Below are 13,548 nucleotides of genomic sequence, written 5' to 3' on the forward strand. Positions count from 1 at the left end.
GGAGTAGGGATAGGTGTACCGGAGGTACTGCTCGGTGAGGTTCTCCGCCGGCCCCGGCATCGCGAATTGGCGCTGCACCTCGTTGAAGACGACCCTTGCCCCCGCCTTTTCGAAGAATGCATGGAGGCCGGTCACGATCGGGGGCACACCCACGAAGGCAAGCGGCAGCAGATCTTTCCGCGAAGGGCGGGACTTCGCTTTATGGAGAAACGCCCGGACGCGCCTCTCGTACCGGCCCGGGTCTCCCTCGAAATCGGAACAGTTGACCAGCCACAGGTGGTTCTCCTCCCCCGTCACCTTTCCCTCCTCCCAGGTGAGCCGGTCGATTTCGAAAGCGAGCCTGCGGATGCCGTCCAGCTTCTTTTTCCATTGTTCGGCGGCGCCGATGGTCGTGCCGAACCGCCCGGCCATCTTGTGCAGTTCCCGGGAGAGGAACTCGGAATCGCGGTCGAACGGGAAAGCGAAGGGGGTGACGCGCACGCCCCGGTAAGAGAGGACCTCCATCAGCGCCTGAGTGAAGCTGCAGTCCCCCTGCGTGACCGCGATGACGTCCTTGTGCCGGTGCTTCCGCACGATCCCGTAGATTCCCTTGATCCAGCTGCAGCTGTTCCGGGGGAATCCGTCGGATTCCGCGGCGCGGATGTACTCCTCCGGTTTGGGGGCGGTGATGAAGCGGTTGTTGAGGTCGATGGGGATGTGGCCCCCGGCGAACAGGATCTCCACCGGGATGGTGGTGGTGAACCCGACGCGCAGAGTCAATCCCCCTTGATGAAGAGGAAATAGATCAGGACGACGGCGACCGCCAGGACCCCGCCGATGAAAACCAACATTTGCTGGTCGCCGGGGCCTCCTCCCGCGCCCGGATTCGTGTAGCGCACGACCACAAGGATCGCCCCCAGGCCGAAGAGGAACAGGAGGACGAATTTCCAGCGCAGCAGGACCGCGATGACGAAAACCACCGCGGTTACGAAGAGCACCCGGGGATCGGTGGCCAGTTCCATGATTCTCGCGCTCGTCAGGAAGTCGATGATTTCCTTCATCGGGGCTCCTTTTTCGGGGTGCTTTTATTGACAAGAATACCATAGCGTCATAAGTTAGGAAAATCAAAGCGTTAGGAGAATGCGTGGATCAGCCCATCGGAGTGTTTGATTCGGGTGTCGGCGGACTGACCGTATTGAGGGAGCTCACGCGGACGCTTCCCGGGGAAAGATTCTTCTATCTCGGGGACACCGCCCGGGTGCCGTACGGCACCAAGTCGAGGGAGACCGTCACCCGCTACTCCATCGAAATCGCCAATTACCTCATCGCGCGGCACGACATCAAGATGCTGGTCGTGGCTTGCAACACGGCGTCCTCGCTGGCTCTCCCGGCGCTCCGGAAAATCTACAGGATCCCGGTCGTGGGAATGGTCGACCCTTGCGTGCGGCGCGTCGCCTCCCTTCCGAGGCGGGACGCGATCGGGGTGATCGGGACGTCGGGGACGATACGGTCGGGGGCCTACGAGCAGGCGCTGCGCGCGGCGCTGCCTGCGGCGCGTGTTTTTTGCCAGCCGTGCCCGCTGCTCGTCTCGCTGGCGGAGGAAGGGTGGATGGAGAAGCCGGTCACCCGCGCCGTGATTGCCGAGTACCTGGCGCCGTTTCGGGAGGCCCCGCCGGACGCCATGATCCTCGGATGCACGCATTATCCGGTTCTGAAGAAACCCATCCGGGAGATCCTGGGAGGCGGCACGGTCCTCGTCGACTCCGGGGAGGAAGCGGCGCGGGTCGTCGACACGCTGGTCTCCGAGAGCGGAATGAAGCGGGAAAGGGGCGAAGCGGAAGTGCGCTTCCTGGTCACCGACGATCCCGAGCGCTTCGCGCGCGTGGGGGAAGCGTTCTTCGGCCGTGCACTTACGAGCGTGGAAGGGGTGGCCCTGTGAGACAATATCGGGAGAAGGGCTAAGGGGAACCGACCATGACGACGCGGGTCCGGATGCTGTCCGGGTTCAATCACAACCTCAAACACAAGGGGAAAATCTATCACATCCAGACCGAGGACGGGGGGAAGGACAACCCGCAGATCATCACCCACGCGTTTCTGGGCGGGGTGATCCTCGACACCGTCCGCCAGCCCTATGGCGACCTTCTGTTGAAACCGAACTGGCAGGATGCCCTCCGCGACCGAATGAAAGCGCAGCACCTCGAGGAGATCCGCAAGCTCTTTTCGGGAGCGTTCGACGCGCAGACGGAGACGTCGTCGGAAGATGATTGAGGCGTTTCGCGTCGGGGCGGTTTCGCGCAACGGGACGCTCTGGGACGGGCTGGACCTGGCCGTAGGCGATGGCGAGGTTTGCGTCGTCACCGGCCCGCCCGCGAGCGGGAAAACCCTCCTTCTGCGGATCCTGCGGGGGGATCGCCGGCCGGACGCCGGCGATGTCGTGGTCGGGGGGGAATCGCTCTACCGAGGGAACCCGGGGGCCGTCAGGGCCTTCCAGGCCACGTCGGGCGTGATCCCCGAATCGTTTCCTGCCTGCGGAGGGCGCGCGATCGGTGATCTGTTCCGGATTTCCTCCGTGGCAGGGGCGGGGATCTCCGCGAGGGAACGAAAGGAGCGGGAGGAAGAGCTGCTCTCGTTGCTGGGCCTGCACGGCGCGCAGGACGCGGGGTTTTCGTCTCTGTCGGTCTCCGAAAGGGCACGGGTCTCGCTGGCCGTGGAGCTGTTCCGCGGCCCGAAGGTTCTCTTTGCGGACATGCTGCTCCACAACGCAGGAAGGGAATGGATGGAGATGCTGGGGGGGCTGTTCCGGGGGCTGGCGAGAGAAGGGAAGACGGTCCTCCTTGCGGAGAGGACGATTCCCGAGAAGTGGAAGGCCATGGAAAGCAGGGAAGGGATCGTCAAGGGACCGTTTCGCCTGTTCCGGTACACAGCAAAGGGGGAAGTCCCGTGATGACCGGCTCCTCCCTCCGGTGGATCGACTGGAAGCTCGCGCCAAAAGCGATGTTGCGGGAGACCGCGGGGCGGTTCTGCCTTCTCTTTCTGCTCGGTTCGTTCCTCTTGTCGATGCTGCTCTCCGGAGGAATGAACCGGTTTCTCTCCGAGCAGTGGGCCGTCACCGCGATCCTGCGCCTGTCGGTCTCGCCGGCGGAAGGACAGGGGATCGCGGGGAAGGCCGCGGGACTTCCGGCCGTGCGCTCGGCGGTCTACAAGGACGCGGAGGAGTCCTGGAAGGAGTTTCTTGCGGCGTATCCGGGGCTTTCGACCCTCCGGGGAGCGGGAGGGAATCCGCTTTCCGGCTATGTCGAAATCCGGATGCGTCCCCGCCGTTTCACGGAAGCGGACATCCAGGCGGTGGAGGCCGGCCTCCGCCCCCTCCCCCAGGTGGAAAGGATCCTGTCCGGGGGGGAAGTCCTGCCCCGCCTGCTCCGGGTCAGGGAGTGGGTGAACGCCTTCCTCTGGGCGGGGTTCGCCCTCCTTTGCACGGTGTCCTTCCTGGTTTTCCTCCTGCAGGAAAAGGCGCGATCCTCCTTTCTGGCGGCGGATTTCAATTTCCTGAGAGAGAGAGGGGTTTCGGTTCGAAGCATCATCGTCTCCCGGGCTTCGGGATCCCTGCTGACCGGCCTCCTCCTCTCTCTGGCGGCCACGGGAACCGCGGCTTTCCTGCTCTTCATTCTGGAAACCCGCCTGCCCCTTCTCGGCCGTGTGATCGGTCCCGCGCGGGAAATCCCGACACTGCCCATCCTCATCCCCGCCTTGCTGTTTCTTTTCGCATCTGCGCTTGTTTCCGGCGCGGCATCCTCGCTGGGGTGGCGCGCGGCGCAGTCCCGCCCGGAATGATGTTTCCCGGACGACTTGCGTGGATCGCGGCCTGCCTCGCGACGGGGTTGGCTCTCGCCTCCTTCGCCCCCGCCGCGGATTCCCTGGATAAGCTCCGGCAGGAAAAGGCGCGGTTGACGGAGATGAAGAAGGGAGCCGAGAGGGCGGCGGCGGAGCTCGCGGAAACCCTCCGGCGGGAGAAAATGACCCGAAGCCGGGTGGACGACCTCCAGACGCGCCTGGCGAAGCAGCGGCGGTTGATTGCCCGAATCGATCGGAGGCTTTCGGAGCTTGGCGGACAGATGGGCCAGGCGGAGCGGGAGGTCCGCTCGCTCGAGGAGGAACGGGGCAAGTCGCAGCGCGGCCTGTCGGCGGCGACGGCGGAGGTTTTTGCATTCGAGCGGGGAAGACCCGGTGCGCTGTTGGAACCCTCCGACGGGGAGCGCCAGCGCTACTTCGCCCGCCGGATCTTGGTTGAGGAGCTCTCCCGTTACGGCCGCCTGACGGCCGACCAGGCGGAAAAGGAGAGGATCCTTTCCGGCATCGAACGCAGGCTCGAGGACTCGGAGCGGCGGATGGCGACGCAGAGGAAGGTGGGGGAGAAGCTGGCCTCCCAGCAGGAGGCCGAGCGCCAGAGGCTGGCGGAGATCGAGAAGAAGAAAAAGGAGAAGGCCAGGGAGCTTCGGACCCTTCGCGCGCGCATCGCAAGGATGGAAGCGTTGGTTTCGAGGATCGAGCGGCAGGTGCGGCAGAGGGAACCGCGGAAGCAGGGTCCCAGGCAGTTTTCCGGCGTTCCCGGAGGGCTGGTCCTTCCGCTGGCGGGGAAGGTGGTAGGGCGATTCGGGAAGCAGCGGGACCCCGTTTTCGACGTGGACGTGGAGAACCGGGGAGTGGAGATCGAAGCTGCCTCCGGTGCGGTCATCCACGCAATGGGCGGCGGGGAGGTGGTTTTTGTGGGAAGCGTATCGGGTTTCGGCAAGGTGCTCATCCTTCAGCACGGGAGCGGGCTTTTCTCGGTTTACGGGAAGGCCGATACCTTTTCCGTGAAGCAGGGACAGGCGGTCGCCGCCGGGGAGGCCGTCGGAAAGCTGCCCGTGAACCCGGAAGGAAAATCGGTGCTATACTTGGAGCTCAGGGCCGCGGGGACTGCCTTGGATCCGACGACGGTGATCCCGCTTTCCCGTTGACGCATCACGCATGGATCAGAATCGCCCGAGGAGGCGTCCCATGAAAGGCAAAAAATGGTTGGGCCCCGCGATGGTCGTCGTTATCTTCTTCATGGGGTTCCTCTCCGGAGACATCACCGCCTCCCGGCACGCTGCCCAGGCCAACGTCGCATTCGGCAAGCTGAAGGCGTTCGGCGACGTCCTCTCCACGGTCCAGGCAAGCTATGTGGAAGAACCCAACGTCGATGAGCTGGTCAACGGGGCGATCCGGGGAATGCTCCAGACGCTGGACCCGCACAGCTCCTATCTCACGCAGGACATGCTGAAGCAGGTGGAAGTCGAGACCAAAGGCAGCTTCGGGGGACTGGGGATCGAGATCGGGGTCAAGGACAGCGTCCTGACGATCATCGCTCCGATCGAAGACACCCCTGCATACCGCGCCGGGCTCCAGGCGGGAGACAAGATCGTCCGGATCGAGAACGAGCCGACGCGGGATATGAACGTCATGGACGCGGTGAAACGCCTGCGCGGCGAGCCGGGAACGAAAGTGACGATCTGGATCGCGCGGGAAGGGCTGTCCGAGCCCCGGGCCTATACCATCACCCGGGACATCATCAAGATCCGGAGCGTCAAGTCGAAGCCCATGGGCGAAGGAATCGGGTATGTCAAGCTGACCCAGTTCCAGCAGGACACCGACAGCGAACTGGAGAAGGCTCTCCAGGTCCTGACCAAGGAGAAGGGCGGCCTGAAAGGGCTGGTGCTGGACCTTCGGAACAATCCGGGAGGGCTCCTCGACCAGGCGGTGAAGGTGTCCGACAAGTTCATCGATTCGGGTCTCGTCGTCTACACGGACGGCCGGATTGAAAACCAGAAGTTCAAGTACTTCGCACGGAAGGAAGGAACCTACTTGGGGTTCCCGATGGTGGTGCTGGTGAATGCCGGCTCCGCCTCCGCGTCGGAGATTGTCGCGGGAGCGCTTCAGGACCATGGACGGGCGATCCTGCTGGGGGCGCAGACGTTCGGCAAGGGCTCCGTTCAGACGATCATCCCGATGGAGGACGGGTCGGCGATCCGGCTGACCACGGCTCGCTATTTCACTCCGAACGGGAGGTCCATCCAGGCGAAGGGGATCGAGCCGGACCTCATCGTCAGCGACGGCAAGGAAAGCCCCGAGGGACACCCGGTACCGCTCCGGGAGAAAGACATCGAGCGGCACTTGAAGGGAGAAGGAGAAGGGAAGGAATCTCCCGCTCCGGGGAAGGCGATGCCGCCCTCTTCGAAGGAGAAGAAGGAGGAACCCTCGGGAAAGAGGAACGGGAAGAAGGATTCGGCCTCCCTGGAAGAGGGGCGGAAAGAGGAGGGGAAAGATCCCCAGCTCGAGCGGGCGGTGGAACTCCTGAAGGGGTGGGAGATCTTCAAATTGCGGTTCATCGACAAGGGCAAGACTTCCTAGGGGTTTCCCCGTTAGGGAAGGATGAGACGAGAGTCAACCGGGGGGCGCGAGGGCCGCGGACGTTCGCGGCAGCTGGGAATGCTGATGTTCGGAGCGTTCCTCGCCGGCCTTCTGGTCGTGGGCGTAGCGTTCCTCCTGTCGGGCCAGGGGAAGGCCCCCTCGCCCCTTGCCTCGTCGCCCGTAGCGCAGGCGCCGTCGGCCCGGCCGGCACAGGCACTCCCTCCTCCTCCATCTCCGCCTCTCCCCCGTCTGGCCATCGTCGTGGACGGCCTCGGCTACGATCCGTCCCGGGATGCCGAATGGCTGAAGTTCCCCGTGAGGATCACCGTGGCCGTACTTCCCTTCGGCCCCTCCTCCCGCAAGATCGCGGAGTCGGCCCGGGCACGGGGATGGGGGGTGATTCTGCACGTCCCCATGGAGCCGGAAACTGCGACCTCCGACCGCACGGAGCGTTTCCGGATCCGCCGGGGGATGACGGCCGATGAGATGGAATCCCTCCTGGCCCGCATGACCGAGGACCTTCCCCAGGCGTCTGGGGCCAGCAACCACATGGGCTCCGCCGTGACCGCCGACCCGGAGGCGATGGCGACGTACACCTCCGCCCTCGGGAAAAAGGGGTTCTTTCTTCTGGACAGCGTGACGACGTCGAAGTCCGTCGCGCTGGAGGCCGCGCAGCGGGCCGGCATCCCTGCTGCCAGGAGGGACGTCTTCCTCGACGCCGACATGAATTCCGAGGAGATGCGGCGCCAGTGGGATCGGGTGTTGTCGATCGCCAGGGAGAAAGGAGCGGCGGTCCTGATCTGCCACGGGAGAATGGAGGCCCTGCGGATGGTGATGGAGTTACTTCCCGGACTCGGGGACGAGAAAGTCCAGGCGGTGACCCTGGAGGAGCTTCTCCGGGGAAAAGGGACACAAGGATAAGGGATGGGCGGGGTTCTGACCGTAACCGAACTGACTGCGCGCATCAAGGCGTCCCTGGAAGGAGCCTTCCGCTCCGTTCGCGTGGAGGGGGAGATTTCCAACTACAAGCTTTATCCCTCCGGACACCGGTACTTCACGCTCAAGGATGAAGGAGCCCAGGTCAGGGTGGTGCTGTTCCGCGGGAGGGAGCGGTTCATCATCGGGGAGATCCGGGACGGGCAGACGGTCATCGTCTCGGGATCCCTTGGCGTGTACGAGAAGAAGGGGGAGTACCAGATCTACGCCCAGTCGGTGGAGGTTCGCGGCCTGGGCAGTCTCCTTCTGGAACTGGAAAAGCGAAAAGTGCGGCTTGCCGCGGAAGGTCTTTTCGATCCGGAGAGGAAGCGGCCGCTTCCCCCCTTCCCGGAGCGGATCGGCATCGTCACCTCCCGGCAGGGCGCGGCCCTCCGGGACATGATCCGGGTCGCGCGGAACCGGTGGCCGGCCATCGGCATCACGCTGGCTCCCGCGCAGGTACAGGGGGAGAGTGCCGCGGAGGACATCGCGGCGGCGCTCTCCGCAATGGTTTCGCAGGGCAAGGTCGACCTGATCATCGTGGGCCGCGGGGGGGGCTCGGTGGAGGATCTCTGGGCGTTCAACGAGGAGGTGGTGGTGCGGGCGATCGCTTCCTCGTCCGTCCCGACGATCAGCGCGGTGGGGCACGAGACCGACTTTACCCTTTCCGACCTCGCGGCGGACCACCGTGCCCCTACGCCGACCGCGGCTGCGCAGATGGCTGTTCCGGATCGCGCGGAGGTGGTCGAGCGCATCTCCGGGCTTGTCCTGCGGGCGCGGCGGGCGGAGCGGCACCACCGGGAAACGCTCCGAAGGGAATTCCGGATCCTCGCCGGCGCGCTCGTCGATCCCAGGCCCCTCCTCCAGGCCCGCCGGTATGCCCTGGCGAAGTCGACGGACGCCCTGGCGGAGAGGATGCAGGAGATCTCCCGGCGATCCCGGGAACGGGTGTCGGACCTCACGACGGCTCTCCGCCTCGGCGCGCCCGGAGCGTGGGTTTCCCGGAAGCGAGGGGAGATCGCGGTTCTCCTGGAGCGCGCGGTACGGCGGATGGACGCAGGGCGTGCGGGGTGTCGGGGGAGACTCGAGATCTGCGGCGGGAAGCTTGCGGCCCTCGACCCGACGGCCGTCCTGTCGAGGGGATACGCCATTGCGACGGTACGATCCTCCGGACGCGCCGTGCGGACCGTGTCGGAAGCCACGCCCGGCGCGGTCCTCGATGTCCGCGTGTCCGACGGGGTGTTCGGCGCGGTCGTGGAAGGGGAGCAAGGTTGAGAAAAGCCGTGTCCATGGCGTGGGGCCTCCTCCTGGTTCCGCTCTTTTTCGCGAGGGGGGAGACGATCTCCGTTTCGGTTTCCAGCCGCTTCCCCGATCAGGGAGACCCGGTTCTCGTGGAGGTTTCCGTCGCTCCCCCTCCCGACAACCTCGCGATGGTCTGGAAGGGGCGTACGTTTCCCTTGATGAAAGCCGGGAACGGCCGGTTCCTTGCGTTGATCGGGATCGACCTGATGGAGCCCCCCGGAAAGGCCCCGCTTTCGGTCGTGGCGGACCGGGACGGTACCACCGCGCGCCTTGACCTGGAGCTCGCGGTCAGGGAGAGGGCGTTTCCCGTCCAGGTGCTTTCCCTGCCGAAAAAAATGGCGGAGTTCGACGCCGGTACCCTCGAGCGGATCCGCAGGGAGGCGCAAGAGCTGGAGGTTCGGCTTGCCGCCGTCTCCGCGCCCGCCTGGGATCTTCCTTTCCTCCCGCCGGTCGAGGATTACCGGCCCGCTGGTTTCGGCGCCCGCAGGGTGATCAATCGAGAACCCCGCAGCCCCCACGCGGGGGTGGACCTCCACCTTCCGGCGGGGACGCCCGTGAGGGCGATCGCGGCGGGCGCCGTGGCGTTCTCCGGCGAGCAGTTTTTCGGGGGACGGTCCGTTGTGCTGGACCACGGGGGCGGCCTGTTCAGCATCTATTACCACCTCCAGGAAACCGTGGTATCGGAGGGACAGAGCGTGGGGAAAGGGGAGAGGATCGGCGCGGTGGGCTCGAGCGGGCGCGCCACGGGTCCGCACCTCCACTTCGGCATTCGTGCAGCCGGCGGCCGGGTCGATCCCTCCCTGCTCTTCGGGCCGTCATTTCATTGACCCTCGCTGTGCAGGGGAGATATATAATTATGGAAACCTCGGCTTGCAGAGGACGGCTCCGGCAATATTTCCCGGAAGGCCCGAATCTCTCGCCGAACGTTCCTGCAGGGATCGGGGGAGGGGTTGGCAAAGGGGAAAGAGCCTTCCTTTGAGGAAGCGCTGAAAGCACTCGAATCCATCGTGGCGAAGCTGGAATCCGGCGAGACGAAGCTGGAGGAGTCCATCCGCCTGTTCGAGGAGGGGATGCGGTTGTCGGCCATCTGCCAGAAGCGGCTGGACGAAGCCGACAGGAAAATCGAAGTTCTCCTTCGGAAGCCGGGAGGCGTGACGCAGGAGACCGAGGACGAAGAAGCCGTTCTCGGCAAAGAGGAGTGAAGTGGCCTCTCCCGCTTCGGAAGAGATCGACCGCCGCCGGGAGACGGTGGAGGACCATCTCCTCCGGTTCCTGGACAGGGACGTGTGCAGGATACCCGGGAGGCTCCGCGAAGCGATGGAGTATTCGTTGACCGCCGGCGGAAAGCGGATCCGGCCGGTGGTGCTGCTCTCCGCGGGAGGCGCCGTCGGCGGGGACGAGGAGGAGCTTCTCCCGTTTGCCTGCGCGGTGGAATATGTCCACACGTATTCCCTGATTCACGACGACCTGCCCGCGATGGACGACGACGATTACCGCAGGGGGAGGCCCTCCAATCACAAGGTGTTCGGCGAGGCCACGGCCATCCTGGCCGGAGATGCGCTCCTCACGGAGGCGTTCCGGGTGATGGGCGAGTCGCCGTTGGCGATGAAGGACCCCCGGCGCGCGCTTGCCGCGGTGGCCGTCCTGGCCCGCGCCGCGGGGGCGGAGGGGATGGTTGGCGGTCAGCAGTTGGACCTTTCCGCGGAAGGATTGCGGGGAGGGAGAACCGAAAAAGAGGAGATCGACCTCCGGAAGACGTCGGCGCTCCTGTCCGCCGCCGCCCGCATGGGGGGCATCCTCGGCTTCGGAACCGGCGCGCAGGTGGAGGACCTTGCGCGGTACGGCCGTGCGCTGGGCCTCCTGTTCCAGGCGACGGACGACATCCTGGATGAAACCGGCAGCTTCGAGGAGATGGGGAAAAATGTGGTGAAGGACAGGGTGCGCGGCAAGCTGACCTATCCCGGCGCGTTCGGCATGGAGGCGGCGGTCGCCCGCGCGGAGGCGTTGAACCGCGAGGCCCTGTCGGCCGTTTCCTCTTTCGGGAAGGAAGCGGAAGGTTTGCGGGGCATCGTCCACCTGGTTGCCGCGAGGAGATCGTAGCGTGCAGTCCACTCCTCTGCTTCCCGGCATCCGCTCCCCGGAAGACCTGAAAAAGATTCAACGGGAGAGACTCCCGCAGGTCGCAGCGGAGTTGCGCGAGCGGATCGTGCAGGGCGTCTCCAGGACCGGCGGGCACCTGGCCTCCAGCCTGGGCGTCGTGGAACTGACGATCGCGCTGCACTACGTTTTCTCCTGCCCCAGGGACCGGATCGTGTGGGACGTCGGGCACCAGGCCTATGCCCACAAGATCCTCACCGGGAGGCAGGAGCTCTTTCCCACCCTGCGCACCTTCGGAGGGATCTCGGGATTTCCGCGCATCTCGGAGAGTCCGTACGACGCCTTCGGGACCGGCCACTCCGGAACCTCGATCTCCGCCGCCCTGGGGATGGCGGTGGCCCGCGACATGCGGAAGGAGAGCCACAAGGTCATCGCGGTGATCGGGGACGGCTCGCTCTCCTCGGGGCTGGCCCTCGAGGGGCTGAACCAGGCGGGCCACCAGAAGCGTGACCTGATCGTGATCCTGAACGACAACGAGTGGTCCATTTCGCAGAACGTCGGCGCGCTCTCCGGATACCTGAACCGGATCATGACAGGAAAGTTCTACACGTCCTTCCGGAAACGCGTCGAGAACCTCCTCAGGTCGATGCCGAGGGGCGATTTCATGGCCCGGATCGGCAAGAAGGCGGAGGAGCTCACCAAGGGGTTCATCGTCCCCGGGCTGCTCTTCGAGGAGCTCGGCTTCACGTACGTCGGCCCCATCTCCGGCCACCACATCGAGGATCTCCTCGCCACCTTCCAGAACCTGTCCAACCTGGATGGGCCCCTGCTGATCCACGTGGTCACCGCGAAGGGGAAGGGGTACCCGCCCGCCGAGGCCAACCCGGAAGACTTCCACGGGGTGGGAGCCTTCGACCCGGTGACGGGGAAGGGAAAGGGGGGCGGATCCCCCCCCACCTATACCGACGTGTTCGCCGACGCGATCGTGGAGATCGGCCGGGAGAACCCCAAGGTGGTGGCGATCACGGCGGCGATGTGCAGCGGCACCGGACTCTCGAAGTTCCGGGACGTCTTCCCGGACCGGTTTTTCGACGTGGGGATCGCCGAGGCTCACGCCGTTACGTTCGCCGCGGGTCTGGCCCGGGAGGGGAAGATCCCGGTGGTCACCATCTATTCCACGTTTCTCCAGCGCGCCTACGACCAGATCATCCATGACGTCTGCCTTCAGAACCTGCCCGTCGTCTTTGCAGTGGACCGGGGGGGGATCGTGGGCGCCGACGGGGCGACCCACCAGGGGCTGTTCGATCTTTCGTTCCTGCGGCACATCCCGAACCTGTCGGTGATGGCTCCGGCGAACGAAGCCGAGCTTCCCGCGATGCTCCGGGCAGCCGTCGCCGCGGGGCGGCCCGCCGCGATCCGGTACCCCAGGGGAAGCGGGACGGGCGCGGGGAAGCAAGGATCGGCGGAGCCCCTGGAATGGGGAAGAGGAGAACTTCTTCTCGATGGGAAGGACCTGCTGATCCTCGCGGTCGGCGCTTCGGTGGCCCCTTCGCTCCGTGCCGCGGAGGAGCTCCGGAAGAGGGGAATCTCCGCCGCCGTCGTCAACGCGAGATTCGTGAAGCCCCTAGACGCCGAACTCATTCTCCCCCTGGCGCGCCGGATCGGCCGGGTCATTACGGTCGAGGAGAACGTGCTGGCGGGGGGATTCGGGAGCGCGGTGCTCGAGTTGTTCGAGGAGCACGGCGAGCATCCCCATCATTTCCGCCGTCTGGGCGTCCGGGACGCGTTCGTGGAGCACGGCTCCCAGGAAGAGCTCCGGGAAACGCACGGCTTGAGCGCCGACGCGATCGTCGCCGAGACGCTGCGGATGTTCGGCCATGCCAGGACCTTCCTCCCGTCGTTATTCAACGGCATCCGGTCCAGGCTCGAAAGGATTGTCTGATCCCTCCCCGAAAAAGGTTCCGCGCAGCCGCTTGGACGCCGCGGTGGTCGCCCGGGGGCTGGCGGAAACGCGTGCGAAGGCCCAGGGGCTGATCCTCTCCGGGCGCGTCCTGCTCGGCGGCACCATCGTCACCAAGTGCGGCGCGCAGGTCCGGGAAGACCAGTCGGTCGCTCTCTCGCCCGCCCCTCGTCCCTTCGTGTCCCGCGGCGGCATCAAGCTCGAGGGAGCGCTGGAAGATTTCGGGCTTTCCTGCGAGGGGAAAGCCGCGCTGGACGTCGGCGCGTCGACGGGGGGATTCACCGACTGCCTGCTCCGAAAGGGTGCAGCGCGGGTCTACGCCGTCGATGTGGGAGAGAAGCTGATCGACGACCGCCTCCGGAGGGACCCGCGGGTCGTTGTCCTCGAGAAGGTGAATTTCCGTTACGCCCCCGTGGAGCTGCTTCCGGAAAAGGTGGCGCTGGCCACCGTCGATGTTTCCTTTATCTCGCTCCGCCACATCCTGCCGCCGCTCCGCCGGTTCTTGCAGACTCGCGGGGATGTGCTCGCGCTCGTCAAGCCGCAGTTCGAGGTGGGGAAAGCGTGGGTCGGCAAGGGAGGCGTTGTCCGGGACGAGGCGAAACGGCGGGAGGCAGTCCGGGCGGTGGCCGATATCGCAGCGGGGCTGGGATTTTCCATTCTGGGTCAGTCGGACAGCCGCGTGAGGGGCCCCGGCGGAAACCGGGAGGTATTCCTGCATCTTCGATGGGAAGGGGGGTCCAGTCGCGCGGAATGGCCTTGACTTTCCCTAATATGAATAGTAGTTTTCTTCATAATGTGCGATA

General features: G+C 65.4%; 15 protein-coding genes. 13 read left to right on the plus strand and 2 right to left on the minus strand.

What is annotated here, in order from left to right:
* A partial coding sequence (locus tag A2Z13_09440; protein ID OGP80843.1) for a 2-hydroxyglutaryl-CoA dehydratase occupies positions 1 to 759 on the minus strand: 759 nt, incomplete at its 3' end.
* Entirely contained in the window at positions 756 to 1,040 is a 285-nt protein-coding gene (locus tag A2Z13_09445) for a hypothetical protein (GenBank protein ID OGP80844.1), read from the minus strand. The genes A2Z13_09445 and A2Z13_09440, both read right to left, overlap by 4 nt.
* An 83-nt stretch (positions 1,041 to 1,123) precedes the next feature.
* Between A2Z13_09445 and A2Z13_09450 the strand changes: the two genes are divergently transcribed.
* The 13 genes from A2Z13_09450 (at position 1,124) to A2Z13_09510 (ending at position 13,505) form a co-directional block, all read left to right on the plus strand.
* Positions 1,124 to 1,918: a glutamate racemase gene (locus A2Z13_09450; GenBank protein ID OGP80845.1), complete on the plus strand. Its 795-nt coding sequence runs from the start codon at positions 1,124 to 1,126 to the stop codon at positions 1,916 to 1,918.
* Positions 1,919 to 1,953: 35 nt separating this feature from the next.
* Positions 1,954 to 2,250, plus strand: coding sequence for a hypothetical protein (locus tag A2Z13_09455; protein OGP80846.1), 297 nt, complete (start codon positions 1,954 to 1,956; stop codon positions 2,248 to 2,250).
* Complete coding sequence (locus A2Z13_09460; GenBank protein OGP80847.1) at positions 2,243 to 2,926, plus strand: hypothetical protein; 684 nt, start codon at positions 2,243 to 2,245, stop codon at positions 2,924 to 2,926. Before A2Z13_09455 ends, A2Z13_09460 begins: the two co-directional genes overlap by 8 nt.
* Positions 2,926 to 3,813, plus strand: coding sequence for a hypothetical protein (locus A2Z13_09465; protein OGP80848.1), 888 nt, complete (start codon positions 2,926 to 2,928; stop codon positions 3,811 to 3,813). Before A2Z13_09460 ends, A2Z13_09465 begins: the two co-directional genes overlap by 1 nt.
* Complete coding sequence (locus A2Z13_09470; protein ID OGP80849.1) at positions 3,810 to 4,979, plus strand: hypothetical protein; 1,170 nt, start codon at positions 3,810 to 3,812, stop codon at positions 4,977 to 4,979. The genes A2Z13_09465 and A2Z13_09470 overlap by 4 nt, the downstream gene beginning before the upstream one ends.
* Positions 4,980 to 5,019: 40 nt before the next feature.
* Positions 5,020 to 6,411 carry a hypothetical protein gene (locus A2Z13_09475; protein OGP80850.1) on the plus strand — a complete coding sequence of 464 codons (1,392 nt, stop codon included), beginning with the start codon at positions 5,020 to 5,022 and terminating at the stop codon, positions 6,409 to 6,411.
* Positions 6,412 to 6,489: 78 nt separating this feature from the next.
* Positions 6,490 to 7,332, plus strand: a complete 843-nt coding sequence (locus A2Z13_09480; GenBank protein OGP80851.1) for a hypothetical protein — start codon at positions 6,490 to 6,492, stop codon at positions 7,330 to 7,332.
* 3 nt (positions 7,333 to 7,335) lie between these two features.
* Positions 7,336 to 8,661, plus strand: a complete 1,326-nt coding sequence (locus tag A2Z13_09485) for an exodeoxyribonuclease VII large subunit (GenBank protein OGP80852.1) — start codon at positions 7,336 to 7,338, stop codon at positions 8,659 to 8,661.
* Positions 8,658 to 9,515 (plus strand): hypothetical protein, encoded by an 858-nt coding sequence (locus tag A2Z13_09490; protein OGP80853.1) that lies wholly within the window; start codon positions 8,658 to 8,660, stop codon positions 9,513 to 9,515. Before A2Z13_09485 ends, A2Z13_09490 begins: the two co-directional genes overlap by 4 nt.
* A 123-nt stretch (positions 9,516 to 9,638) precedes the next feature.
* On the plus strand, positions 9,639 to 9,890 hold the full coding sequence (locus tag A2Z13_09495; protein OGP80854.1) for an exodeoxyribonuclease VII small subunit: 252 nt from the start codon (positions 9,639 to 9,641) through the stop codon (positions 9,888 to 9,890).
* 1 nt (position 9,891) lies between these two features.
* Positions 9,892 to 10,788 (plus strand): hypothetical protein, encoded by an 897-nt coding sequence (locus A2Z13_09500; protein ID OGP80855.1) that lies wholly within the window; start codon positions 9,892 to 9,894, stop codon positions 10,786 to 10,788.
* Between the two features lies 1 nt (position 10,789).
* The gene (locus A2Z13_09505; GenBank protein OGP80856.1) at positions 10,790 to 12,727 is read left to right on the plus strand and encodes a 1-deoxy-D-xylulose-5-phosphate synthase; all 1,938 of its coding nucleotides are present in this window, start codon (positions 10,790 to 10,792) and stop codon (positions 12,725 to 12,727) included.
* A complete protein-coding gene (locus A2Z13_09510; GenBank protein OGP80857.1) occupies positions 12,720 to 13,505 on the plus strand; it encodes a hypothetical protein in 786 nt (261 codons plus the stop codon). Before A2Z13_09505 ends, A2Z13_09510 begins: the two co-directional genes overlap by 8 nt.
* The last annotated feature ends 43 nt before the right edge of the window (positions 13,506 to 13,548 follow it).

It is taken from the genome of Deltaproteobacteria bacterium RBG_16_64_85 (genome assembly GCA_001798885.1).
Taxonomy (GTDB): domain Bacteria; phylum Desulfobacterota; class Deferrimicrobia; order Deferrimicrobiales; family Deferrimicrobiaceae; genus FEB-35.

Coding starts and splice junctions, on each gene's coding strand:
- A2Z13_09460 (OGP80847.1), top strand. CDS start 2,243: ATGATTGAGGCGTTTCGCGTCGGGGCGGTTTCGCGCAACGGGACGCTC.
- A2Z13_09455 (OGP80846.1), top strand. CDS start 1,954: ATGACGACGCGGGTCCGGATGCTGTCCGGGTTCAATCACAACCTCAAA.
- A2Z13_09465 (OGP80848.1), top strand. CDS start 2,926: ATGACCGGCTCCTCCCTCCGGTGGATCGACTGGAAGCTCGCGCCAAAA.
- A2Z13_09485 (OGP80852.1), top strand. CDS start 7,336: ATGGGCGGGGTTCTGACCGTAACCGAACTGACTGCGCGCATCAAGGCG.
- A2Z13_09445 (OGP80844.1), bottom strand. CDS start 1,040: ATGAAGGAAATCATCGACTTCCTGACGAGCGCGAGAATCATGGAACTG.
- A2Z13_09475 (OGP80850.1), top strand. CDS start 5,020: ATGAAAGGCAAAAAATGGTTGGGCCCCGCGATGGTCGTCGTTATCTTC.
- A2Z13_09480 (OGP80851.1), top strand. CDS start 6,490: ATGCTGATGTTCGGAGCGTTCCTCGCCGGCCTTCTGGTCGTGGGCGTA.
- A2Z13_09470 (OGP80849.1), top strand. CDS start 3,810: ATGATGTTTCCCGGACGACTTGCGTGGATCGCGGCCTGCCTCGCGACG.